Source organism: Klebsiella sp. 141251 (genome assembly GCF_050600725.1).
Classification (GTDB): domain Bacteria; phylum Pseudomonadota; class Gammaproteobacteria; order Enterobacterales; family Enterobacteriaceae; genus Klebsiella; species Klebsiella aerogenes.
Window position 1 is genome coordinate 320,994 of record NZ_JAQIRG010000005.1, and the last position, 21,687, is coordinate 342,680.

Here is a 21,687-nt window from a genome sequence, read left to right on the forward strand (position 1 = left end):
TTTATCCGCTTAGTGTGAGCTGGATCAATCAATGCTACGGGCGAAATTGACCATTCAGCAGAAGCATGTATGGTAGTCGTCATGATGTTTCACATTATTGGTATAACAACTTAAAGAGGGCATTGCGATGGAGCAAACCTGGCGTTGGTATGGACCGAACGATCCGGTATCGCTTGATGATGTGCGCCAGGCGGGCGCCACGGGTGTCGTGACGGCGTTGCATCATATTCCGAATGGCCAGGTCTGGCCGGTAGACGAGATTCAACAGCGTTTAGCGCTGCTGGCGGAAAAAGGCCTGAGCTGGTCGGTGGTCGAAAGTATCCCGGTGCATGAGGATATCAAAACCCACAGCGGACAATATGATAAGTGGATTGCCAACTACCAGCAGAGCATCCGCAATCTGGCGGCCTGCGGTATTGATACCGTGTGCTATAACTTCATGCCGATTCTGGACTGGACGCGTACCGATCTGGAATATCAGCTGGCCGATGGCTCCAAAGCGCTGCGTTTTGACCAGATTGCTTTCGCCGCTTTTGAACTGCACATCCTTAAACGCCCGGGCGCCGAAGCTGACTACAGCGCTGAAGAGCAGCAGCAGGCTGAAGTTTACTTCAAAGCGATGAGCGCGGCGGATATCGACAAGCTGACCCGCAATATCATTGCCGGTCTGCCGGGAGCGGAAGAGGGCTATACCCTCGATCAGTTCCGCGCGCGGCTGGCGGAGTATGACCACATCGATAAAGCGCAGCTGCGTGAGAACATGGCCTACTTCCTGCGGGCGATTGTGCCGGTGTGCGAAGAAGTCGGCGTGCGCCTGGCGGTTCACCCGGACGATCCGCCGCGTCCGATCCTCGGCCTGCCGCGTATCGTGTCGACGATCGACGATATGCAGTGGTTGAAAGAGACGGTAGACAGCATTTATAACGGCTTTACCATGTGTACCGGATCCTACGGCGTGCGCGCCGATAACGATCTGGTGAAGATGGTGGAAACCTTCGGCGATCGTATCCACTTTACCCATTTGCGCTCTACCTGCCGTGAAGAAAATCCTAAAACCTTCCACGAGGCGGCGCACTTGAACGGCGACGTCAATATGGTGGCGGTGGTCAATGCGATCCTTAGCGAAGAGCTGCGTCGTAAGAAAGCCGGCGATCTGCGCCCGATCCCGTTCCGTCCGGATCACGGCCATCAGATGCTTGACGATCTGCGTAAGAAAACCAACCCCGGTTATTCGGCTATTGGCCGTCTGAAAGGCATGGCGGAAGTGCGCGGCGTTGAGCTGGCGCTGAAGATGACCAAATACCCTGAGCTGCTGTAATCATGGCGTGAGGGAAAGCAAAAGGACAGCCAACGGCTGTCCTTTTTTGTGCCTGATATCGGCAGCGAGTAGCCTGGATAAGGAGCGCAGCGCCGCCATCCGGGACATTCCCCGGCCTGCGCTACGCTTAGCCGGGCTACCGAACTGCCCCGGCCTTCCGGGAACGTCTCAGCGATTTTGAGGCCACCAACACCGGCAGTTTCAGTAACCATGGGTACAAAATAGAGATCTTAAGCTCACAATGGCACGAACTGTAGCCCGGATAAGGCGCGCAGCGCCGCCATCCGGGAACAGACCCGGCCTGCGCGACGCGGGGCCGGGCAACCGTCAGAGGAGGGGGGTTAGTCCGCGCGGCCCATATAGCGGCACTCTTCGATATGAATGCGGATTTTCTCACCGCTGGTCAGGTATTCCGGAACCTGAATGACCAGCCCGGTGCTCATAGTGGCCGGTTTGGTGCGCGAGCTGGCGGAAGCGCCTTTGATACCCGGTGCGGTTTCTACGATTTCCAGGTCAACGGTCTGCGGCAGCTCCAGCGCCAACAGCTGGCCATCCCAGGTCAGAACCTGCATATCCGGCATGCCGCCTTCCGGGATAAACTGTAGCTCTTCTTCGATCTGCTCTTTGGTGAAGGTATACGGGGTATAGTCTTCTTTATCCATGAATACATATTCGTTGCCATCGACGTAGGAGAAATCAACGAAACGACGGGTCAGGGTGACGGTATCAACAATATCGTCGCCCTTAAAACGCTCTTCTACTTTCAGGCCGGTACGCACGTCGGAAAAACGCATTTTATACAGCGTTGCTGCGCCACGGGCGCTTGGCGACTGAATATCAATATTTTTAACAATCAGCAGTTTGCCGTTGTAATTCAGCACCATACCTTTTTTAATTTCATTCGCTCTTGGCATTGCAGTAATCCTGTCACTTAAAGGGTCAAAAATATCGCGTAAAACTACTCGCGCCGGGCCTTTCAGGCAAGCGGAATTCGCGACTTTTGCTATCTCCTGGCAAATCTTCGATCGGCGCAGCTGAAAAAGCCGTTTCGCCAGCTTCAGCTTTCCTGATAGCCGATATTTTGCTACTGTCCGCCTCCCACTCATTAAGGAGTCAGGTATGGAATGTCGCCCGGACTGCGGAGCCTGTTGCACCGCGCCGTCCATCTCAAGCCCCATTCCCGGAATGCCTGACGGCAAGCCGGCAAATACACCGTGCGTGCAGCTGGATGAACATCTGCGTTGCAAGATTTTTGCCTCGCCGCTGCGCCCTAAAGTCTGCGCGGGTTTACAACCGACGGCGGAAATGTGCGGCAGCACGCGTCAGCAGGCGATGGCTTATCTCATTCATCTCGAAGCGCTGACCGCGCCCTAAACGTCTTTAATACGCCACAGGCAGACCTGGGCGATAATTCCCATCACTAGCGCAATCCAGAACACCGCGTGATAGCTCCAGATTTCCGCAACGACGCCCGCTAGCGAGCCGGCGATGATCCAGCCGACGCGCGTGGTATTGGTATAGAGCGTCGTCGCCGCGCCCGCCTGGCCCGGCATCAGATCCTGAAAATAGAGCATACCGATACCGGCGAGGATCCCGATGTAAATCGCGTTCAGCGCCTGCATCCCCAGCAGCAGGGTCGGGGTATGGACGGTCAGCATACCGACATAAAACAGCAGCCCGGCAAGCGCGGCAATGCGCATCAGCAAGCGCTTTCCAAAACGTTTCGCGTAATAACCGGCAATCAGCATGGTGGGGATTTCCAGCCCGGCGGCGGTCCCCATCATCAGCCCGGCCAGTTTCTCCGGCAGATGTAGTTCATTAATGATAAACAGCGGCATATTAATGATATAGAGGCTGTTGGTGCCCCACATTAACGTACAGATGCTGAACAGCAGCAGCGCGTCGCGGCGGTTGGTACGCGGCGCTTCGAGATGACCAACGGCGGTTTTGCTCTCTTTACGCATGCTGGGCAGGAAAAACCAGACCATCAGCGCACAGACGATGAACGCCACGGCGGCGCTGAGATACATCACGGTAAAACCAAAACCCATCGCCAGCGCGTAGGCCAGCGGTGGGCCGATTACCCACGCCAGCGAGACCTGCGCGCGCAGAATGGAGCTGAACATCACCGCCTCGCGCCCGGTTTTGTCCGCGTGTTCGCGAGCGAGGGCGAACATTTGCGGGTTGGCGGTAGAGCCAAAACTACTGAGAAAGACGCCGACGAACAGCAGAATAAAGTAGTTGCGGTTCCAGGCGAACAGCACGCAGGCCAGCACCCCCAGCAGGCAGCAGGCGACAATCAGCTGCTTGCGATCGCCTTTACGATCGGAACGCCCGGCAAGAAACTGGCTTACCAGAATACCGATGACCGCGCTGCCGGTAAAAAAGAAGCCGACCATTGCCGGGCGCACGTGCACCTCATTGGTCAAAAACAGGCTCAGGGTCGGGGTTTGTAAGGCCCCGGCGATCCCCGTCAGAAAGGCGACGATAAGAAAAGCGGAGGAGGTTAAGTCGAACCCGCGGCGGGGAAGGGCGGCGCTACTGTTTTGCATGCTGGAATATCGTTGGTTTCAGAAGAGGCGAAGTTTACGCCGACACCCATAAAATAAATAGTGGTATGGCACGAAAAATTAAAAAGGCGTTTCAAATTATGTCGTTCAGCAAAATGCTGAAGCCAATGGCGGATTTCACCATTAGCTTCAGCAAAAATGTGCGGTATCTCTAAATTCTGTTATCAGCCTTCGGAGTTTACTTGCGCAGTGCACAATAAAGGTACAGACTCATTGAAACGTTTCAGCGTCATCAGAGTATTATCCAATCATCGGGTGGCGTATTTTTTCTCATGTTAGCTGAAACGATTCACTTCAGCGGAGAGGAGAACTATGTTCCAGTTATCTGTTCAGGATATTCATCCCGGCCAGCAGGCCGCGAATAAAGAAGAGGCAATACGTCAGATTGCTGGCGCGCTGGTTAGCGCGGGTAATGTGGCTGACGGCTACGTTAACGGTATGCTTGCCCGCGAGCAGCAGACCTCCACTTTCCTCGGCAATGGCATCGCCATCCCGCACGGCACCACCGATACCCGCGACCAGGTTCTGAAAACGGGTGTACAGGTGTATCAGTTCCCGCAGGGCGTGACCTGGGGAGAAGGACAAACCGCTTATGTGGCGATCGGCATTGCCGCCAGCTCCGACGAGCACCTTGGTCTGCTGCGTCAGTTGACGCACGTTCTGAGCGACGACTCGGTGGCTGAACAGCTGAGAACCGCCACTACGGCAGAAGAACTGCGCGCTCTGCTGATGGGCGAAAAGCAAAGCGAAGCGCTGAAGCTCGACAACGAAACCTTGAGCCTGGACGTGGTCGCCAACGATCTGCTGACGCTGCAGGCGCTGAACGCCGCGCGGCTGAAAGAGGCGGGCGCGGTAAACGCCGATTTCGTCAGCCGCACCATTAACGATGCGCCGCTCAACCTGGGTCAGGGGATCTGGTTGAACGACTGTGCGGAAGGCAACTTGCGTAGCGCTATCGCCGTGAGTCGCGCCGCCAACGTGTTTACCGCTGACGGGCAGCCGGTGGCGCTGCTGATCACCGTCGCGATGGCCGATGAGCAGCCGACCGCGGTGCTTAATCGCCTGAGCAATCTGCTCATTGATAAAAAAGCGGAGCATCTGCTGAAAGCCGACGCCGCCACGTTGCTGGCGCTGCTGACCAGCGACGACGCCATTGCTGAAGACGTGCTGAATGCTGAATTTGTAGTACGCAACGAGCACGGGCTGCACGCGCGTCCGGGCACGATGTTGGTCAATACGATTAAACAATTCTCCAGCGACATTACCGTCACCAACCTCGACGGTTCCGGCAAGCCGGCCAATGGCCGCAGCCTGATGAAGGTCGTGGCGCTGGGTGTGAAAAAAGGTCACCGTCTGCGTTTTACCGCGCAGGGTGAAGATGCGCAACAAGCGCTGGATGCGATTGGCGAAGCGATCGCCGCAGGCCTTGGGGAGGGCGCATAAATGAGCAGACGTGTAGCAACGATTACTTTAAATCCGGCATACGACCTGGTGGGCTTCACCCCGGAAATCGAACGTGGCGAAGTGAACCTCGTGCGCACCACCGGCCTGCATGCGGCAGGTAAAGGTATTAACGTGGCGAAAGTGCTGAAAGATCTCGGCATCGACGTCACCGTCGGCGGCTTCCTCGGAAAAGATAACCAGGATGGCTTCCAGCAGCTGTTCAGCGAGCTGGGCATCGCCAACCGCTTCCAGGTGGTGCAGGGGCGTACCCGTATTAACGTCAAGCTGACGGAAAAAGACGGCGAAGTGACCGATTTCAACTTCTCCGGTTTTGAAGTAACCCCGGCGGACTGGGAGCGTTTCGTTAATGATTCTCTGAGCTGGCTGGGGCAGTTCGATATGGTTTGCGTCAGCGGCAGCCTGCCGTCCGGCGTAAGTCCGGAGGCCTTCACCGACTGGATGACGCGCCTGCGCAGCCAGTGTCCGTGCATTATTTTCGATAGCAGCCGCGAAGCGCTGGTCGCCGGACTGAAAGCCGCGCCGTGGCTGGTAAAACCAAACCGCCGCGAGCTGGAAATCTGGGCTGGCCACAAGCTGCCGGAGATGAAAGATGTCATCGACGCCGCTCATGCGCTACGCGAGCAAGGTATCGCCCACGTGGTGATTTCGCTGGGCGAAGAGGGCGCGCTGTGGGTCAACGCCTCCGGCGAATGGATTGCTAAACCGCCTTCAGTCGAGGTCGTCAGCACCGTAGGCGCCGGTGATTCGATGGTCGGCGGCCTGATTTACGGCCTGCTGATGCGTGAATCCAGCGAGCATACCCTGCGTCTGGCGACCGCCGTCGCCGCCCTGGCCGTCAGCCAGAGCAACGTTGGCATTACCGATCGTACCCAGTTGGCCGCAATGATGGCGCGCGTCGACTTACAACCCTTTAATTGACAGCAGGAGAGGCATAATGAAAACGCTGCTGATTATTGATGCCGGGCTTGGACAGGCTCGCGCCTACATGGCGAAGACCCTGCTCAGCGCCGCGGCGCAGAAAGCGCACCTTGAGCTGATTGATAACCCGAACGATGCTGAACTGGCCATCGTGCTGGGAACCGCGCTGCCGGCTGACAGCGCGCTGAACGGTAAAAACGTCTATCTGGGCGATATTAACCGTGCAGTCGCTCATCCGGAATTGTTCCTCGGCGAAGCGAAAGACCACGCTAAGCCGTACGTTGCGCCAGCGGCGGTAGCCGTTCCGGCCGCCGCTCAGGGGCAGAAACGTATTGTCGCCGTTACCGCTTGTCCGACCGGCGTTGCTCATACCTTTATGGCGGCGGAAGCCATCGAAACCGAAGCCAAAAAACGCGGCTGGTGGGTGAAAGTGGAAACCCGTGGCTCCGTGGGGGCGGGTAATGCCATTACTCCGGAAGAGGTGGAGCAGGCGGATCTGGTCATCGTCGCCGCCGACATTGAAGTCGATCTGGCGAAGTTCGCCGGTAAACCGATGTATCGCACCACCACCGGCCTGGCGCTGAAGAAAACCGCGCAGGAGCTGGATAAAGCCGTTGCGGAAGCGAAGCCGTACCAGCCATCCGGCAAACCGCAGGCGTCCGGTGAAGGTAAAAAAGAGTCGGCTGGCGCCTATCGTCACCTGCTGACCGGCGTCTCCTACATGCTGCCGATGGTGGTCGCGGGCGGGCTGTGTATCGCGCTGTCGTTCGCGTTTGGTATTAAAGCGTTTGAAGTGAAAGACACCATGGCGGCGGCGTTGATGCAAATCGGCGGCGGTTCAGCCTTTGCGCTGATGGTGCCGGTACTGGCGGGCTTTATCGCTTTCTCCATCGCTGACCGTCCGGGTCTGACGCCTGGTCTTATCGGCGGTATGCTGGCCGTCAGCGGCGGCTCCGGCTTTATCGGCGGTATTATCGCCGGTTTCCTTGCCGGTTATGTGGCGAAGTTAATCAGCACCAAGCTGAAGCTGCCGCAGAGTATGGAAGCGTTGAAGCCGATTCTGATCATTCCGCTGATTTCCAGCCTGATTGTCGGCCTGGCAATGATCTACCTGATTGGCAAACCGGTGGCGGGTATCCTGGCCTGGCTGACCCATTGGCTGCAAACCATGGGGACGGCGAACGCGGTGCTGCTGGGCGCGATCCTCGGCGGTATGATGTGTACCGATATGGGCGGGCCGGTGAACAAAGCGGCTTATGCTTTCGGTGTGGGTCTGTTGAGTACCCAAACCTATGCGCCGATGGCGGCGATCATGGCGGCCGGTATGGTGCCACCGCTGGCGCTTGGCCTGGCAACGCTGATTGCTCGTAACAAGTTCGATAAATCGCAGCGTGAAGGCGGTAAAGCGGCGCTGGTTCTGGGGCTGTGCTTTATCACCGAAGGGGCGATTCCATTCGCCGCACGTGACCCGATGCGCGTACTGCCTTGCTGTATCGTTGGCGGCGCGGTGACCGGCGCTATCTCGATGGCGGTAGGCGCGAAACTGATGGCGCCGCACGGCGGTCTGTTCGTCCTGCTGATCCCTGGCGCCATCACTCCGGTGCTGGGTTATCTGCTGGCGATTATTGCCGGTACGCTGGTCGCGGGTCTCTCTTACGCGGTGCTGAAGCGCCCGGAAGCGCCGGCAGCGGAAGTTGAAAAAGCGGCGTAATATCAGCGCAATAGAAAAGGGCCGATTCATCGGCCCTTTTTTTGTTCCTGAATTCAGGCCACTTCGGCGGTCTGCTGCGCCCGCAGCCAGGCAATTTCTTCCGCCCAGATATCCGGGTTAATGGTTTCCAGAATCAGCGGGATACCATCGAAACGGTTATCCTGCATGATCCAACGAAAAGCATCATGGCCGATATTGCCTTCACCGAGGCTATGGTGACGGTCGACGCGGCTGCCAAAAGTGCTTTTGGCATCATTGAGGTGCATGCCGCGCAGATACTGGAAGCCGACGATCCGTTCGAATTCGGCAAAGGTCTTTTCACACTCCTCCGCGCTGCGTAGGTCATAACCGGCGGCGAAAGCGTGGCAGGTATCAATGCAGACGCCAACGCGGGATTTGTCTTCAACGCCGTCAATGATGGCGGCCAGATGTTCAAATTTAAAACCAAGATTGCTGCCCTGACCGGCGGTATTTTCGATAACCGCGGTCACGCCTTCGGTTTTCGCCAGCGCGATGTTGATGGATTCAGCGATACGCGCCAGGCATTCATCTTCCGGGATCTGCTGCAGGTGGCTGCCCGGATGGAAGTTGAGCAGCGTTAATCCCAACTGCTGGCAGCGGGTTAATTCATCGATAAACGCCTCGCGGGATTTCTCCAGCGCTTCTTCGACCGGATGACCGAGGTTAATCAGGTAGCTGTCGTGCGGCAGGATCTGCCCCGGGCCGAAGTGATATTTTTCGCAGGCGGCTTTGAATTCGGCAATCGCGTCATCGGTGAGCGGCGCGGCGCGCCATTGACGCTGATTTTTGGTGAACAGGGCGAAGGCGGTCGCTTCGATTTCGGCGGCGCGGATGGCGGCATTGGCCAGCCCGCCGGAGGCGCTTACGTGCGCTCCAATGTATTTCATAAAAAAACTCCAGTTAAGCCGCTGGGGGGAGGGTAATGATAGCGGCTTAACCGGAGAGTTACAGCAATGAATGAATATCGACGAGAAACTTACTGCTTAGCCAATCAGGTGATGGATAGCGAAGTTAATCGCGCCGCCGCCAACAATCAGCCAGACGAACAGCACCAGCGCCATCAGCAGCGGCTTAGCGCCGGCTTTTTTCAGCGCGCTGACGTGGGTAGTTAAGCCCAGCGCGGCCATTGCCATTGCCAGCAGTACGGTATCAAGCGTGACCAGCATATCGACGACGGCTTTCGGCAGCAGGTGGAAGGAGTTAAACACCGCCACCAGAATAAACAGGATGGCAAACCACGGAATGGTGATTTTGCTCTTTTCGCCGTTACCGGCTGGCGCCAGCTGTTTCACACGAGCGGCGATGAACAGCAGGAACGGAGCCAGCATCATCACGCGCAGCATTTTGGCGATAACCGCGGCATTTTCGGCGTCCGGGCTAACCGCGTGACCGGCGGCAACCACCTGCGCGACTTCATGCATGGTGGAGCCCATATAGATGCCATAGGTTTCCGGAGTGAACCAGTGCGCCAGCAGCGGATACATCGCCGGGTAGAGGAAGATGGCGATGGTACCAAAGATAACCACTGTCGCCACGGCGACCGTCACTTTACTGGCTTCAGCTTTGACGACCGGTTCGGTGGCCAGAACCGCCGCGGCGCCGCAGATGCTGCTACCGGCGCCGATAAGCCAACTGGTGTGTTTATCGAGACCGAAGACCTTCTGCCCGAGGAAACAGGCGATAAAGAAGGTGCTGGAAAGCGTCAGTACGTCAATCAGGATCCCGCTGACGCCGACGTCAGCAATCTGGGCGAACGTCAAACGAAAACCGTACAGAATGATCCCCAGGCGCAGCAGATGCTGCTTGGCGAAAATCACCCCGCCATCGCAGGACTGCCAAATCTTTGGATAAACGGTGTTACCGACCACCATGCCGAACAAGATAGCCAGCGTCAGCGCGCTGAAGCCCGCGCCGGCGATAGCAGGAAAACTGCCTGCCCACAGGGCGGCGCCGGTCAACGCGGCGGTCAGCGCCAGGCCTGGGACGAAATGCCACAGGGTGCGATGTTTAGTGGGTAAAGTGAGTGCTGTCATAACCTTCTCCTTTGTCTGGGCAAAGAATACGACTGGCTGGTTTAAAAATAAAATTGATTATATATTTATAATCTATCGGAATAAGTGATAAACCCTTCATCCTTCGCGCTGCAGATGTGTTGGCTGCGTTTACTCACCCCAGTCACTTACTGATGTAAGCTCCTGGGGACTCGCTCACTTGCCGCCTTTCTGCAGCACGAATGATTTTGGGTTATACCCTTCATCCTTCAGGCCACAGCCCTGCTGATTTATGTCAACATAGCGTTGACGGTTATCCAGCTTGGGCTAATACACAGGTGAGTTATGCATATCACGCTACGGCAACTGGAAGTTTTTGCTGAGGTTTTGAAAAGCGGGTCGACGACTCAGGCGTCACAGATGCTGGCGCTGTCGCAGTCGGCGGTGAGCGCGGCGCTGACCGACCTGGAGGGGCAACTCGGCGTTCAGCTTTTTGACCGCGTTGGCAAACGGCTGGTGGTCAACGAGCACGGCCGCTTGCTCTATCCGCGCGCGCTGGCCCTGCTGGAGCGCGCCGGAGAGATAGAACAGCTGTTTCGCGGCGATAATGGCGCTATCCGCGTTTATGCCAGTAGCACCATCGGCAACTATATTCTGCCGGAAATCATCGCCCGCTACCGCCGCGATTTCCCCGAACTACCGCTGGAGCTGAGCGTCGGCAACAGCCAGGACGTGATTAATGCGGTCAGCGATCTGCGCGTCGATATTGGTCTGATAGAAGGGCCGTGCCACGCGGCGGATATTATCGCCGAGCCGTGGATTGAAGATGAACTGGTGGTGTTCGCCGCCCCTGATTCGCCGTTCTTAGAGGGCGAATTGACGCTGCAACGGCTGGCGGAAGCGCAGTGGATCCTGCGCGAGCATGGCTCCGGCACGCGGGAAATCGTCGACTACGTGCTGTTGTCGCATCTGCCCGCATTTCAACTGGGCATGGAGCTTGGCAACTCGGAGGCGATTAAACATGCGGTCCGTCATGGGTTAGGCATCAGCTGCCTGTCACGGCGGGTGATTGCCGAACAGCTGGAAGCCGGAACGCTGGTGGAGCTCAAGCTGCCGTTACCGCGCCTGACGCGCACGTTGTGGCGTATTCGCCATCGGCAAAAACACGTTTCCAAGGCGCTGCAGCGTTTTATCCGCTACTGCGAGGTGTAGCGCTGGCGTAAGCCACGATTTTTTGTCTGTTTTTTTATGCGCCAATGCAGGATTACTGCTTTACTAATAATTTGTGTCAGATCATGAAGCTCTCTTATAACTTTGCATTTGTACCGGATGGACGGACGATCGTCTGCTACAATCGCGCCTCATTTTTTGGATGGATAGCATTTTCACATGGTTTCGGAAACTAAAACCACAGAAGCGCCCACGCTCCGCCGCGAGCTAAAAGCGCGCCACTTGACCATGATCGCTATTGGCGGTTCCATCGGTACAGGTCTTTTCGTTGCCTCTGGCGCAACAATTTCACAGGCAGGCCCCGGTGGCGCGCTGCTTTCCTACATTCTGATCGGTCTGATGGTGTATTTCCTGATGACCAGTCTCGGCGAGCTGGCGGCGTTTATGCCGGTTTCAGGCTCCTTTGCGACCTACGGTCAGAACTACGTAGAAGAAGGCTTTGGTTTCGCGCTGGGCTGGAATTACTGGTACAACTGGGCGGTGACTATCGCCGTTGACCTCGTTGCCTCGCAGCTGGTGATGAGCTACTGGTTCCCGGATACCCCCGGCTGGATCTGGAGCGCGCTGTTCCTTGGTATCATGTTCCTGTTGAACTGGATCTCGGTACGCGGCTTCGGCGAAGCGGAGTACTGGTTCTCGCTGATTAAAGTTGCCACCGTGATTATCTTTATCATCGTCGGCGTCATGATGATTTTCGGCATCTTCGAAGGTACGACGCCGGCGGGCTGGAGCAACTGGGGCATTGATGACGCGCCGTTTGCCGGCGGCTTTGCGGCGATGATCGGCGTGGCGATGATTGTCGGCTTCTCCTTCCAGGGCACCGAGCTCATCGGTATTGCCGCGGGCGAATCGGAAAATCCGGAGAAGAACATTCCGCGCGCGGTGCGTCAGGTGTTCTGGCGTATCCTGCTGTTCTATGTCTTCGCGATTTTGATTATCAGCCTGATCATCCCGTATACCGATCCGAGCCTGCTGCGTAACGACGTTAAAGATATTTCCGTTAGCCCGTTCACCCTGGTGTTCGAGCACGCCGGTCTGCTCTCTGCGGCGGCTATCATGAACGCGGTTATCCTGACGGCGGTGCTGTCGGCGGGTAACTCCGGGATGTACGCCTCTACGCGTATGTTGTATACCCTGGCGTGCGACGGCAAAGCGCCGCGCATTTTCTCGAAGCTGTCGAGAGGCGGCGTACCGCGTAATGCGCTGTATGCGACGACCGTGATTGCGGCGCTGTGCTTCCTGACCTCGATGTTCGGCAACCAGACGGTCTACCTGTGGCTGCTGAACACCTCCGGGATGACCGGCTTTATCGCCTGGTTGGGGATTGCGATCAGCCACTACCGTTTCCGTCGTGGCTACGTGTTGCAGGGTAACGATATTAATAACCTGCCGTACCGTTCCGGGTTCTTCCCGCTGGGGCCGATCTTCGCCTTCGTACTGTGCCTTATCATCACGCTGGGCCAGAACTACGAAGCCTTCCTCAAGGACACCATTGATTGGGGCGGCGTGGCGGCGACCTACATCGGCATTCCGCTGTTCCTGGTTATCTGGTTTGGTTACAAGTTGGTGAAAGGTACCCGCTTCGTGCGCTACAGCGAGATGAAGTTCCCGGAACGCTTTAAAGGCTAACTTCATACACTGCCGCTTTCGATAAAGCCCTCTTTTAAAGAGGGCTTTTTTTATGCCTGCAAGAATTACAAACGGACACACTTCTTCATAATTGTATTGATAATTGTAATCATTATCCTTATCATTTCGGCAAATTCAGGATGAAGCCAATCTCCATATCTTGCCGCTCAACCATGAAAGGCAAGGGGCGACCAGCCACATCGACTGTAAAAATTTGCGCGCAGCCGCCAGAGCCGCGTGTCGACAGGATGTGCAAGCAGCACCCTTTGTTTGATTTGTAGTTGACCTCATGGAGATTTGGTATGTTCAGGTTAAACCCTTTTGCCCGGGCGGGACTGTGCGCGTCCGTCGTAGCATTGGCATTTCCGGCGCTGGCCGCAAATGATGACGAAACGCTGGTTGTCACCGCCGCGGCGACTGAACAGAGCGTCAAAGATGCGCCCGCCAGTATCAGCGTGATTACCCAACAGGACTTGCAGCGTAAGCCGGTGCAGAACCTGAAGGACGTGCTGCGCGATGTGCCTGGCGTTCAGCTCACCAACGAAGGGGATAACCGTAAGGGCGTGAGTATTCGCGGCCTGAGTAGCAGCTATACGCTGATCCTGATCGATGGCAAACGGGTGAACTCGCGTAATGCTGTCTTCCGCCATAACGATTTCGATCTTAACTGGATCCCGGTGGACTCCATCGAGCGGATTGAAGTAGTGCGCGGCCCGATGTCTTCCCTGTACGGTTCCGACGCGCTCGGCGGCGTGGTCAACATCATTACTAAAAAAATCGGCCAGAAATGGACCGGTACCCTCAGCAGCGATGCCACTATTCAGGAACACCGCGATCGCGGTGACACTTATAACGGCCAGTTCTTCACCAGCGGCCCGCTGATTGACGGCGTGTTGGGCATGAAAGCCTACGGTAGCCTGGCGAAACGCAGTAAAGACGATCAGCAATCTTCCAGCAACGCCGCGGGCGAAACGCCGCGCATTGAAGGTTTTACCAGCCGCGACGGCAACGTTGAGTTCGCCTGGACGCCAACGGAGAACCAGGACATTACCGCCGGCTACGGTTTCGATCGCCAGGATCGCGATTCAGACTCGCTCGACAAAAACCGCCTCGAACGTCAGAACTACTCTTTGACCCATAACGGGCGCTGGGACGTTGGTAATAGCGAAGTGAAATTCTACGGCGAGAAAGTGGATAACAAAAATCCAGGGCAGGCGGGCACTATTACTTCTGAGAGTAATGCGGTCGATGGTAAATATGTGATGCCGTTGGGGATGATCAACCAGATCGTGACCCTCGGCGGTGAATGGCGCCACGATAAACTCAAAGATCCGGTAAACCTGAGCAGCGGCGGCAAATCGACTTCCGCCAGCCAGTACGCGCTGTTCCTCGAAGATGAGTGGCGGATCTTTGAACCGCTGGCGCTGACCACCGGCATCCGTATGGACGATCACCAAACCTACGGCGATCACTGGAGCCCGCGTGCGTACCTGGTCTATAACGCCACCGATACCGTGACCGTGAAAGGCGGTTGGGCTACGGCCTTTAAAGCGCCGTCGCTGCTGCAATTGAACCCGGACTGGACCACCAACTCCTGTCGCGGTAGCTGCAGCATTATCGGTAACCCGAATCTGAAGCCGGAAACCAGCGAAAGCTTTGAGCTTGGTCTGTATTACAGCGGTGAAGAGGGCTGGCTGGAAGGTGTTGAAGGCAGCGTGACCGCCTTCCAGAACAACGTTGACGATATGATCGACATCCTGCGCACCTCCAGCGCCAGCGAGGCGCCGGGTTACCCGAACTTCGTCGGCTGGAAGACCGTGAACGGTAAGCGCGTGCCGGTATTCCGCTACTTCAACGTCAACAAAGCGCGGATTAAAGGCGTGGAGACCGAAGTGAAGGTTCCGTTCGGCGAAGAGTGGAAACTGACGGTCAACTATACCTATAACGATGGTCGCGATCTGAGCAACGGCGGCAATAAACCGCTGCAGACGCTGCCGTTCCATACCGCTAACGGTACCCTCGACTGGAAACCGCTGGAGGATTGGTCTTTCTACGTCACGGCCAACTATACCGGCGAGCAGCGTGCGGTAAGCGCGACGGGTAAAACCCCAGGCGGTTATACCATGTTCGATATCGGCGCCGCGTGGCAGGTCAGTAAAAACGTGAAACTGCGCTCCGGCGTGCTTAACGTTGGCGACAAAGATCTGAACCGCGACGATTACAGCTATACCGAAGATGGCCGTCGCTACTTTATGGCCGTCGATTACCGCTTCTGATAGCGATAAACTGTCTGCCGCCGCTGAAGTAACTTCAGTGGCGGCAGCCCCGATAAAACGTGTACGCCGCTATCCGCCAGGTATCAGCCGCTTGCCTCTTTCATCCACCACCTTTTCTCCATCCTCTTTGCTAAAAGCGCCTTGCTGCGGATCGGGCAGGATATCCAGTACCACTTCAGAAGGCCGACATAAGCGGGTTCCCCGTTCAGTGACCACAATAGGGCGATTAATCAGGATGGGATGAGCGAGCATAAATTCTATTAACTGTTCGTCGGTGAACTTGTCCTCCGCGAGTCCCAACTGGGCATAAGGTTCAACATTCTCGCGTAGCAGAGTACGCACCGCGATCCCCATCTCTGCGATAAGTTTAACCAGCTCATCGTGAGTTGGCGGGGTTTCAAGGTAGTGAATAACGGTGGGTTCATTACCGCTGTTACGGATCATCTCCAGCGTATTACGTGACGTGCCGCAGGCCGGGTTGTGATAGATGGTGATATTACTCATATAAGTGTCTCGTTATAGAGTGAGAGAGAGCCGCAGCGCCAGCGCGGCCAGAGTGACAAACAGCACAGGTAGCGTCATGATGATGCCGGTGCGGAAGTAATATCCCCAACTGATGGTCATGCTTTTCTGCGACAGTACGTGCAGCCACAGCAGGGTCGCCAGACTGCCTATTGGCGTGATTTTGGGGCCTAAATCGCACCCAATCACGTTGGCGTAGATCATCGCTTCTTTGATAACGCCAGAAGCGGTGCTTCCTTCAATCGACAGCGCGCCCACCAGGACCGTTGGCATATTGTTCATTACCGACGACAGGAAAGCTGTCAGGAAGCCCGTGCCAAACGTTGCCGCCAGCAGTCCCTTATCCGCCAGCATATTCAGGACACCCGACAGATATTCCGTTAAGCCCGCATTGCGCAGACCGTAGACCACCAGGTACATACCCAGCGAGAAAATAACGATCTGCCAGGGCGCGCCGCGTAATACTTTACCGGTATTGATGGCGTGACCTTTTTTCGCAACGGCAAACAGAACAGCAGCTCCGACAGCGGCGATAGCGCTAACGGGCAGCCCCAGCGGTTCAAGAACAAAGAAACCAACCAGCAACAAAAGCAGAACAACCCAGCCAGCTTTGAAGGTTGCGGGATCTTTAATCGCGCTGGCAGGCGTTTTCAGCAAAGTGACGTTGTAGGTTGCCGGAATATCCCGGCGGAAAAACAGATGCAGCATGCCCAGCGTGGCCGCGATGGCAGCAATATCAACAGGAACCATTACAGAGGCGTATTGCGTAAAACCAAGCCGGAAGAAGTCAGCAGAGACAATGTTTACCAGATTAGAAACGATAAGCGGCAGGCTGGCGGTATCGGCAATAAACCCGGCTGCCATGACAAAGGCCAATGTTGTCCTTTTGCTGAACCCCAGAGCGAGCAGCATGGCAATGACGATGGGAGTCAGAATGAGCGCTGCGCCATCGTTAGCAAACAGCGCCGCAACGGTCGCGCCTAACAGGATAATCCAGCTAAACAGCAGACGACCGCGCCCGTTGCCCCAGCGGGAGACATGCAGCGCGGCCCATTCAAAAAAGCCCGATTCATCGAGCAGCAGGCTGATGATAATTACCGCGATAAAAGTCGCAGTTGCGTTCCAGACGATATTCCAGACCACAGGAATATCACTGGGATGAATAACGCCGCTGACCAGCGCCAGCACTGCGCCAATACTCGCGCTCCAGCCGATGCTGAGGCCCCGGGGCTGCCAGATTACCAACACCAGCGTGAATAAAAAGAGACTACCTGCCAACAACATTCACTACTCCAATATATGCGTTTATATATATGTATCAACAGGTGCTACACGCTGATTTCGTGCGCCATTCGTCAAAATCTTCTCTCATGCTCTGCCAGGATGCGGCAATGATCTCCGCCGCCCAAGCCGGCATATGGGGCGAGAGGCGATAGTGGACCCATTTCCCTTGCCGACGGTCGAGCACCAGTCCGGACTCACGTAATATCGCCATATGACGCGATATTTTCGGCTGGGATTGCCCGGTGGCGGCACACAGATCGCAGACGCACAGTTCGCCGGACTCACGTAGCAACATGATGATGGCTAGACGGGTTTCATCCGCCAGAATTTTAAACAGCTGGATAGGTTTTATCATGGTTGACCAGATTATCATCGGAGTACATATATGCTAAATCATATGTATTGTGTTTTAAATAACAAATTATCGCCCGTAGCGACAAGGTAGTTCCTGACGATGATAAAAAACCGGGCAAGCGGAGGATGCCCGGCGAGGCGGGGAAGGGGGACTATTTAAACAGATGCTTCGCGTGGAAGCGCAGATGATCTTCTATAAAGGTGGCAATGAAATAGTAGCTGTGGTCGTAGCCGGGCTGGATACGCAGGCTCAGCGGCCACTGTTTCTGTCGCGCCACCTCTGCAAGGACCGCGGGCTGCAGCTGGGTACCGAGAAACTGGTCGGCGTCACCCTGATCAATTAAAGTCGGAATGGCATCCCCGGCCTGGCTTGCCTGCATCAGCGCGCAGCTGTCCCACTCCTGCCAGGTCGCCTCATCATCGCCGAGATAGGCGCTGAACGCTTTTTGTCCCCACGGAACTTTGCATGGGTTGACGATCGGCGCGAAGGCCGAGACGCTGGTAAAGCGCCCTGGGTTTTTCAGCGCCACGATGAGCGCGCCGTGGCCGCCCATCGAGTGGCCGCTGATGGCGCAACGGTCGGCGACCTGAAACTGGTTGTTAATTAACTGCGGCAGCTCATCGCGCAGGTAGTCGTACATGCGAAAATGCGCCGCCCACGGCGCCTGAGTGGCGTTGAGGTAAAAACCTGCGCCTTTACCGAGATCGTAACCGGCATCATCGGCGACGTCATCGCCGCGCGGGCTGGTGTCGGGCATCACCAGCGCAATGCCAAGTTCGGCGGCTATCCGCTGAGCGCCGGCCTTAGTGGTAAAGTTTTCGTCATTGCAGGTCAAACCGGATAGCCAGTACAGCACCGGCGGCGGGGCGGTTTCCGTCGCCGGCGGTAAAAAGATGCTAAACGTCATGGCGCAGTTCAGGGTACTGGAGTGATGACGCCAGCGTTGCTGTCGACCCTCGTAACAGCGATGCTCTTCAAGCAGTTCCATGCAGGGCTCCTCGGGTATCTATGTGTAATGCTTAATAATACAGATATTTCATTAACCGGTGAGCAACTTTCACTTTCCCGTCGCGCAAAGCTATTGCATCATTAATACGAGTTATAAAGAACATCTCAGAACATCTACAGTACTTATGATTGCGCGCGGTAGCGGCGGGGCTCGCTGGCGTGGCGCATCGACAACGTCCAACCGCAGCGGTAAAAATGAAAGGTTGCGCCAATTTCAATAATTATCGTGACGGCTACTGGATTATGTGCGCCACCTCACGCACAATGAGTGCAAACTTTGCCCTCAGAAGAGCAAAGAGCGCCACACCTGCAGGAGAACCTAAATGTCATCATTGAGTAAAGAAGCCATACTCGTTCATGAAGCGCTGGTCGCTCGTGGGCTGGAGACGCCGCTGCGTCCGCCAGTACAAGAAATTGATAATGAAACGCGCAAGCGTCTGATCGCCGGGCACATGACTGAGATTATGCAGCTGCTGAATCTTGATCTCAGTGACGACAGCCTGATGGAGACTCCGCATCGCATCGCAAAAATGTACGTTGATGAGATTTTCTCCGGTCTGGATTATGCCAGATTCCCGAAAATCACCGTTATTGAAAACAAAATGAAAGTTGACGAGATGGTGACGGTTCGCGATATCACGCTGACCAGTACCTGTGAACATCACTTTGTGACGATTGACGGCAAAGCGACCGTAGCTTATATCCCGAAAGATTCGGTAATCGGCCTGTCGAAAATTAACCGCATCGTGCAGTTCTTTGCCCAGCGTCCGCAGGTGCAGGAGCGCCTGACGCAGCAGATCCTCACTGCGTTGCAAACCCTGCTCGGTACCAGTAACGTCGCGGTATCCATTGACGCGGTGCATTACTGTGTGAAAGCGCGCGGCATCCGCGATGCGACCAGCGCCACGACCACCACTTCGCTTGGCGGTCTGTTTAAATCCAGCCAGAATACCCGCCAGGAGTTCCTGCGCGCCGTACGTCACCACAATTAATTCGGAGCAGGGTGCATGGAGAGAAACGTCACGCTGGACTTCGTTCGCGGCGTCGCCATCCTCGGCATTCTGCTACTGAATATCACCGCCTTCGGCTTGCCGAAGGCGGCCTATCTTAATCCGGCATGGGCCGGGAGTATTTCGCTGAGCGACGCCTGGATCTGGGCAATCCTCGACCTGTTTGCGCAGGTGAAATTCCTCACCCTGTTTGCTCTGCTGTTCGGCGCCGGATTACAAATGCTGCTGGTACGCGGTAAACGCTGGATCCAGTCACGGCTAACGCTGCTTGCCCTACTTGGTTTTATTCACGGCCTCTTTTTCTGGGATGGCGATATTCTGCTGGCCTATGCGCTGGTGGGGCTGATTGCCTGGCGCATGGTACGCGATGCCCATCACGTTAAATCGCTATTTAATACCGGCGTAGTGCTATATCTCATCGGTATTGCGGTGCTGGTATTGCTGGGATTGATTTCCGCCAACGGCGCCAGCCGGTCATGGGTGCCCGATGCCGCGAATGTGCAGTATGAACAGTTCTGGAAGCTCAAAGGCGGTATGGAGGCGGTGAGCAATCGCGCGGATATGCTGTCCGATAACCTGGTGGCGCTGGGCGTGCAGTACGGCTGGCAGCTGGCGGGGATGATGCTAATGGGCGCGGCGCTAATGCGCTGCGGCTGGTTGAAAGGGCAGTTTAGCCTTAGTCACTACCGCCGCGTCGGGTTGGTGCTGATTATTGCCGGGATGGCGGTGAATGTGCCGGCCATCGCCGTGCAGTGGTACTTGCAATGGGACTACCGCTGGTGTGGTTTTCTGCTGCAGGCGCCGCGTGAACTTGGCGCGCCGCTTCAAACCATCGGCTATGCCGCGCTGGCGTGGGGATTCTGGCCGCAATTATGCCGCTTCCGTCTGGTCGGCGCGATTGCCTGCGTTGGGCGGATGGCGCTCAGTAACTATTTACTGCAAACCCTGATCTGCACCACGCTGTTCTATCATCTCGGCCTGTTTATGAAATTTGACCGTTTTCAGCTGTTGGCCTTTGTGCCGGCGGTGTGGGCCGTTAATCTCCTCTTCTCGCAGTTTTGGCTGCGTCATTTCCGCCAGGGGCCCGTTGAGTGGCTATGGCGTCAGTTAACCCTGAGAGCCTCAGGGACAACAACAAGAGATACATCCGTATAACGATCTCGATCACAATCATTAACAAAATGGATGTAACCGTTTCCAGCGGTGTGACCTCACTCACGTAGCGCGGCGCGCGTCACTGCCAGAATAGCCACCTTGCTGAACACAGGAGGTGGGTGTGACGTATTGTAATGCTATTAAGGTGGGTCTCCATGATCACCATTCGTGATGTCGCCCGTCAGGCGGGGGTCTCCGTAGCGACGGTCTCACGGGTGCTGAACAACAGCGCGCTGGTGAGCCCGGATACGCGGGAAGCGGTGATGAAAGCGGTCGCGCAGCTGGGTTATCGACCCAATGCCAATGCCCAGGCGCTGGCGACCCAGGTTAGCGATACCATCGGCGTGGTGGTGATGGATGTGTCGGACGCCTTTTTCGGCGCGCTGGTGAAAGCGGTGGATACCGTCGCGCAGCAGCACCAGAAATATGTCCTGATCGGCAACAGTTATCATGAAGCTGAAAAAGAGCGTAACGCCATTGAGGTGCTGATTCGCCAGCGCTGTTCGGCGCTTATTGTGCATTCGAAAGCGTTAAGCGATGCCGAACTCGGCGATTTTATGCAGCATATTCCGGGCATGGTGCTGATTAACCGCATTGTACCCGGCTTCGCGCACCGCTGTGTGGGTCTCGATAACGTCAGCGGCGCGCTCATGGCTACGCGGATGCTGCTCAATCACGGCCATCAGCGGATTGGCTATCTCTCTTCCAACCACGGCATTGAGGATGATGAACTGCGCCGCGAAGGGTGGAGTAAGGCGCTGCAGGAGCAGGGTATTATCGCCCCGGAAAGTTGGATTGGCTCGGGATCGCCGGATATGCAGGGCGGCGAAGCGGCGATGGTGGAACTGCTTGGGCGTAATTTAGGCCTGACGGCGGTGTTTGCCTATAACGACAGTATGGCTGCCGGCGCGCTCACCACCCTCAAGGATAACGGCATTGCTGTGCCGCAGCATCTCTCGCTGATTGGCTTTGATGACATTCCCATTTCCCGTTACACCGATCCGCAGCTGACCACGGTGCGCTATCCCATTATGTCGATGGCCAAATTGGCTACCGAACTGGCGCTACAAGGGGCGGCAGGAAAACTCGATAGTGAGGCCAGCCACTGTTTTATGCCCACGCTGGTGCGCCGCCATTCTGTGACGCAGAAGCAAAGTGTGGGGCCGATCACTAACTGAATCTATCCATCGATGTAACCGCTTTCAATCTGTGAGTAAATTCACAG

At 56.2% G+C, this 21,687-nt stretch carries 19 protein-coding genes; 11 read left to right on the plus strand and 8 right to left on the minus strand.

The genetic code is table 11. The features are described from left to right. Positions 1-127 precede the first annotated feature (127 nt). Positions 128-1,318 carry a mannonate dehydratase gene (gene uxuA / locus PGR09_RS14035; protein ID WP_045391332.1) on the plus strand — a complete coding sequence of 397 codons (1,191 nt, stop codon included), beginning with the start codon at positions 128-130 and terminating at the stop codon, positions 1,316-1,318. Positions 1,319-1,659: 341 nt separating this feature from the next. Here uxuA and yeiP read toward each other — a convergent pair whose 3' ends face one another. Then, the gene (yeiP, locus tag PGR09_RS14040) at positions 1,660-2,232 is read right to left on the minus strand and encodes an elongation factor P-like protein YeiP (RefSeq protein ID WP_015365690.1); all 573 of its coding nucleotides are present in this window, start codon (positions 2,230-2,232) and stop codon (positions 1,660-1,662) included. A 205-nt stretch (positions 2,233-2,437) separates the two neighbouring features. Between yeiP and PGR09_RS14045 the strand changes: the two genes are divergently transcribed. After that, entirely contained in the window at positions 2,438-2,692 is a 255-nt protein-coding gene (locus tag PGR09_RS14045) for a YkgJ family cysteine cluster protein (protein ID WP_045391329.1), read from the plus strand. Here the strand turns inward: PGR09_RS14045 and setB are convergent. Beyond that, positions 2,689-3,870, minus strand: coding sequence for a sugar efflux transporter SetB (gene setB, locus PGR09_RS14050; protein ID WP_430916243.1), 1,182 nt, complete (start codon positions 3,868-3,870; stop codon positions 2,689-2,691). The genes PGR09_RS14045 and setB overlap by 4 nt on opposite strands. A 330-nt stretch (positions 3,871-4,200) precedes the next feature. Between setB and fruB the strand changes: the two genes are divergently transcribed. From fruB to fruA, 3 genes are read left to right on the plus strand one after another with little or no spacing between them, the layout of a single operon-like run. Then, complete coding sequence (gene fruB / locus PGR09_RS14055) at positions 4,201-5,331, plus strand: fused PTS fructose transporter subunit IIA/HPr protein (RefSeq protein ID WP_047044942.1); 1,131 nt, start codon at positions 4,201-4,203, stop codon at positions 5,329-5,331. Further along, complete coding sequence (fruK, locus tag PGR09_RS14060) at positions 5,332-6,270, plus strand: 1-phosphofructokinase (RefSeq protein WP_063447980.1); 939 nt, start codon at positions 5,332-5,334, stop codon at positions 6,268-6,270. Positions 6,271-6,286: 16 nt separating this feature from the next. Next, positions 6,287-7,981: a PTS fructose transporter subunit IIBC gene (gene fruA, locus PGR09_RS14065; protein ID WP_045391316.1), complete on the plus strand. Its 1,695-nt coding sequence runs from the start codon at positions 6,287-6,289 to the stop codon at positions 7,979-7,981. A gap of 53 nt (positions 7,982-8,034) precedes the next feature. Here the strand turns inward: fruA and nfo are convergent, their stop codons facing one another. Next, positions 8,035-8,889 (minus strand): deoxyribonuclease IV, encoded by an 855-nt coding sequence (gene nfo / locus PGR09_RS14070; RefSeq protein ID WP_047078278.1) that lies wholly within the window; start codon positions 8,887-8,889, stop codon positions 8,035-8,037. Positions 8,890-8,985: 96 nt separating this feature from the next. Further along, positions 8,986-10,035, minus strand: coding sequence for a YeiH family protein (locus PGR09_RS14075; RefSeq protein ID WP_045391310.1), 1,050 nt, complete (start codon positions 10,033-10,035; stop codon positions 8,986-8,988). Positions 10,036-10,338: 303 nt separating this feature from the next. Here PGR09_RS14075 and yieE point away from each other — a divergent pair, with 303 nt between their 5' ends. The 3 genes from yieE (at position 10,339) to cirA (ending at position 15,128) form a co-directional block, all read left to right on the plus strand. Continuing rightward, positions 10,339-11,205 (plus strand): DNA-binding transcriptional regulator YeiE, encoded by an 867-nt coding sequence (gene yieE / locus PGR09_RS14080; protein WP_015365699.1) that lies wholly within the window; start codon positions 10,339-10,341, stop codon positions 11,203-11,205. 177 nt (positions 11,206-11,382) lie between these two features. Beyond that, positions 11,383-12,852 carry an amino acid permease gene (locus PGR09_RS14085; protein WP_047078277.1) on the plus strand — a complete coding sequence of 490 codons (1,470 nt, stop codon included), beginning with the start codon at positions 11,383-11,385 and terminating at the stop codon, positions 12,850-12,852. 302 nt (positions 12,853-13,154) lie between these two features. Beyond that, positions 13,155-15,128 (plus strand): catecholate siderophore receptor CirA, encoded by a 1,974-nt coding sequence (gene cirA, locus PGR09_RS14090; protein ID WP_045391307.1) that lies wholly within the window; start codon positions 13,155-13,157, stop codon positions 15,126-15,128. 69 nt (positions 15,129-15,197) lie between these two features. Here cirA and arsC read toward each other — a convergent pair whose 3' ends face one another. The 4 genes from arsC to fghA all read right to left on the minus strand — a co-directional run bounded on the left by arsC (position 15,198) and on the right by fghA (position 18,277). Then, entirely contained in the window at positions 15,198-15,632 is a 435-nt protein-coding gene (arsC, locus tag PGR09_RS14095; protein ID WP_020078288.1) for a glutaredoxin-dependent arsenate reductase, read from the minus strand. Positions 15,633-15,644: 12 nt separating this feature from the next. Beyond that, positions 15,645-16,934: an arsenic transporter gene (locus tag PGR09_RS14100; protein WP_047066123.1), complete on the minus strand. Its 1,290-nt coding sequence runs from the start codon at positions 16,932-16,934 to the stop codon at positions 15,645-15,647. A 34-nt stretch (positions 16,935-16,968) separates the two neighbouring features. Further along, on the minus strand, positions 16,969-17,289 hold the full coding sequence (locus tag PGR09_RS14105) for a metalloregulator ArsR/SmtB family transcription factor (RefSeq protein ID WP_213797430.1): 321 nt from the start codon (positions 17,287-17,289) through the stop codon (positions 16,969-16,971). A gap of 151 nt (positions 17,290-17,440) precedes the next feature. Beyond that, positions 17,441-18,277 carry an S-formylglutathione hydrolase gene (gene fghA, locus PGR09_RS14110; RefSeq protein WP_045391298.1) on the minus strand — a complete coding sequence of 279 codons (837 nt, stop codon included), beginning with the start codon at positions 18,275-18,277 and terminating at the stop codon, positions 17,441-17,443. 343 nt (positions 18,278-18,620) lie between these two features. Here fghA and folE point away from each other — a divergent pair, with 343 nt between their 5' ends. From folE to galS, 3 genes are all read left to right on the plus strand, one after another. After that, the gene (folE, locus tag PGR09_RS14115; protein ID WP_015365708.1) at positions 18,621-19,289 is read left to right on the plus strand and encodes a GTP cyclohydrolase I FolE; all 669 of its coding nucleotides are present in this window, start codon (positions 18,621-18,623) and stop codon (positions 19,287-19,289) included. A 15-nt stretch (positions 19,290-19,304) separates the two neighbouring features. After that, entirely contained in the window at positions 19,305-20,462 is a 1,158-nt protein-coding gene (gene yeiB, locus PGR09_RS14120; protein ID WP_430916244.1) for a DUF418 domain-containing protein YeiB, read from the plus strand. A gap of 155 nt (positions 20,463-20,617) precedes the next feature. Continuing rightward, on the plus strand, positions 20,618-21,640 hold the full coding sequence (gene galS / locus PGR09_RS14125; RefSeq protein ID WP_045391291.1) for an HTH-type transcriptional regulator GalS: 1,023 nt from the start codon (positions 20,618-20,620) through the stop codon (positions 21,638-21,640). The last annotated feature ends 47 nt before the right edge of the window (positions 21,641-21,687 follow it).

Coding starts and splice junctions, on each gene's coding strand:
- fruB (WP_047044942.1), top strand. CDS start 4,201: ATGTTCCAGTTATCTGTTCAGGATATTCATCCCGGCCAGCAGGCCGCG.
- uxuA (WP_045391332.1), top strand. CDS start 128: ATGGAGCAAACCTGGCGTTGGTATGGACCGAACGATCCGGTATCGCTT.
- yieE (WP_015365699.1), top strand. CDS start 10,339: ATGCATATCACGCTACGGCAACTGGAAGTTTTTGCTGAGGTTTTGAAA.
- yeiP (WP_015365690.1), bottom strand. CDS start 2,232: ATGCCAAGAGCGAATGAAATTAAAAAAGGTATGGTGCTGAATTACAAC.
- PGR09_RS14105 (WP_213797430.1), bottom strand. CDS start 17,289: ATGATAAAACCTATCCAGCTGTTTAAAATTCTGGCGGATGAAACCCGT.
- fruA (WP_045391316.1), top strand. CDS start 6,287: ATGAAAACGCTGCTGATTATTGATGCCGGGCTTGGACAGGCTCGCGCC.
- folE (WP_015365708.1), top strand. CDS start 18,621: ATGTCATCATTGAGTAAAGAAGCCATACTCGTTCATGAAGCGCTGGTC.
- fruK (WP_063447980.1), top strand. CDS start 5,332: ATGAGCAGACGTGTAGCAACGATTACTTTAAATCCGGCATACGACCTG.
- cirA (WP_045391307.1), top strand. CDS start 13,155: ATGTTCAGGTTAAACCCTTTTGCCCGGGCGGGACTGTGCGCGTCCGTC.
- PGR09_RS14100 (WP_047066123.1), bottom strand. CDS start 16,934: ATGTTGTTGGCAGGTAGTCTCTTTTTATTCACGCTGGTGTTGGTAATC.
- fghA (WP_045391298.1), bottom strand. CDS start 18,277: ATGGAACTGCTTGAAGAGCATCGCTGTTACGAGGGTCGACAGCAACGC.
- arsC (WP_020078288.1), bottom strand. CDS start 15,632: ATGAGTAATATCACCATCTATCACAACCCGGCCTGCGGCACGTCACGT.
- PGR09_RS14075 (WP_045391310.1), bottom strand. CDS start 10,035: ATGACAGCACTCACTTTACCCACTAAACATCGCACCCTGTGGCATTTC.
- nfo (WP_047078278.1), bottom strand. CDS start 8,889: ATGAAATACATTGGAGCGCACGTAAGCGCCTCCGGCGGGCTGGCCAAT.
- yeiB (WP_430916244.1), top strand. CDS start 19,305: ATGGAGAGAAACGTCACGCTGGACTTCGTTCGCGGCGTCGCCATCCTC.
- galS (WP_045391291.1), top strand. CDS start 20,618: ATGATCACCATTCGTGATGTCGCCCGTCAGGCGGGGGTCTCCGTAGCG.
- PGR09_RS14045 (WP_045391329.1), top strand. CDS start 2,438: ATGGAATGTCGCCCGGACTGCGGAGCCTGTTGCACCGCGCCGTCCATC.
- setB (WP_430916243.1), bottom strand. CDS start 3,870: ATGCAAAACAGTAGCGCCGCCCTTCCCCGCCGCGGGTTCGACTTAACC.
- PGR09_RS14085 (WP_047078277.1), top strand. CDS start 11,383: ATGGTTTCGGAAACTAAAACCACAGAAGCGCCCACGCTCCGCCGCGAG.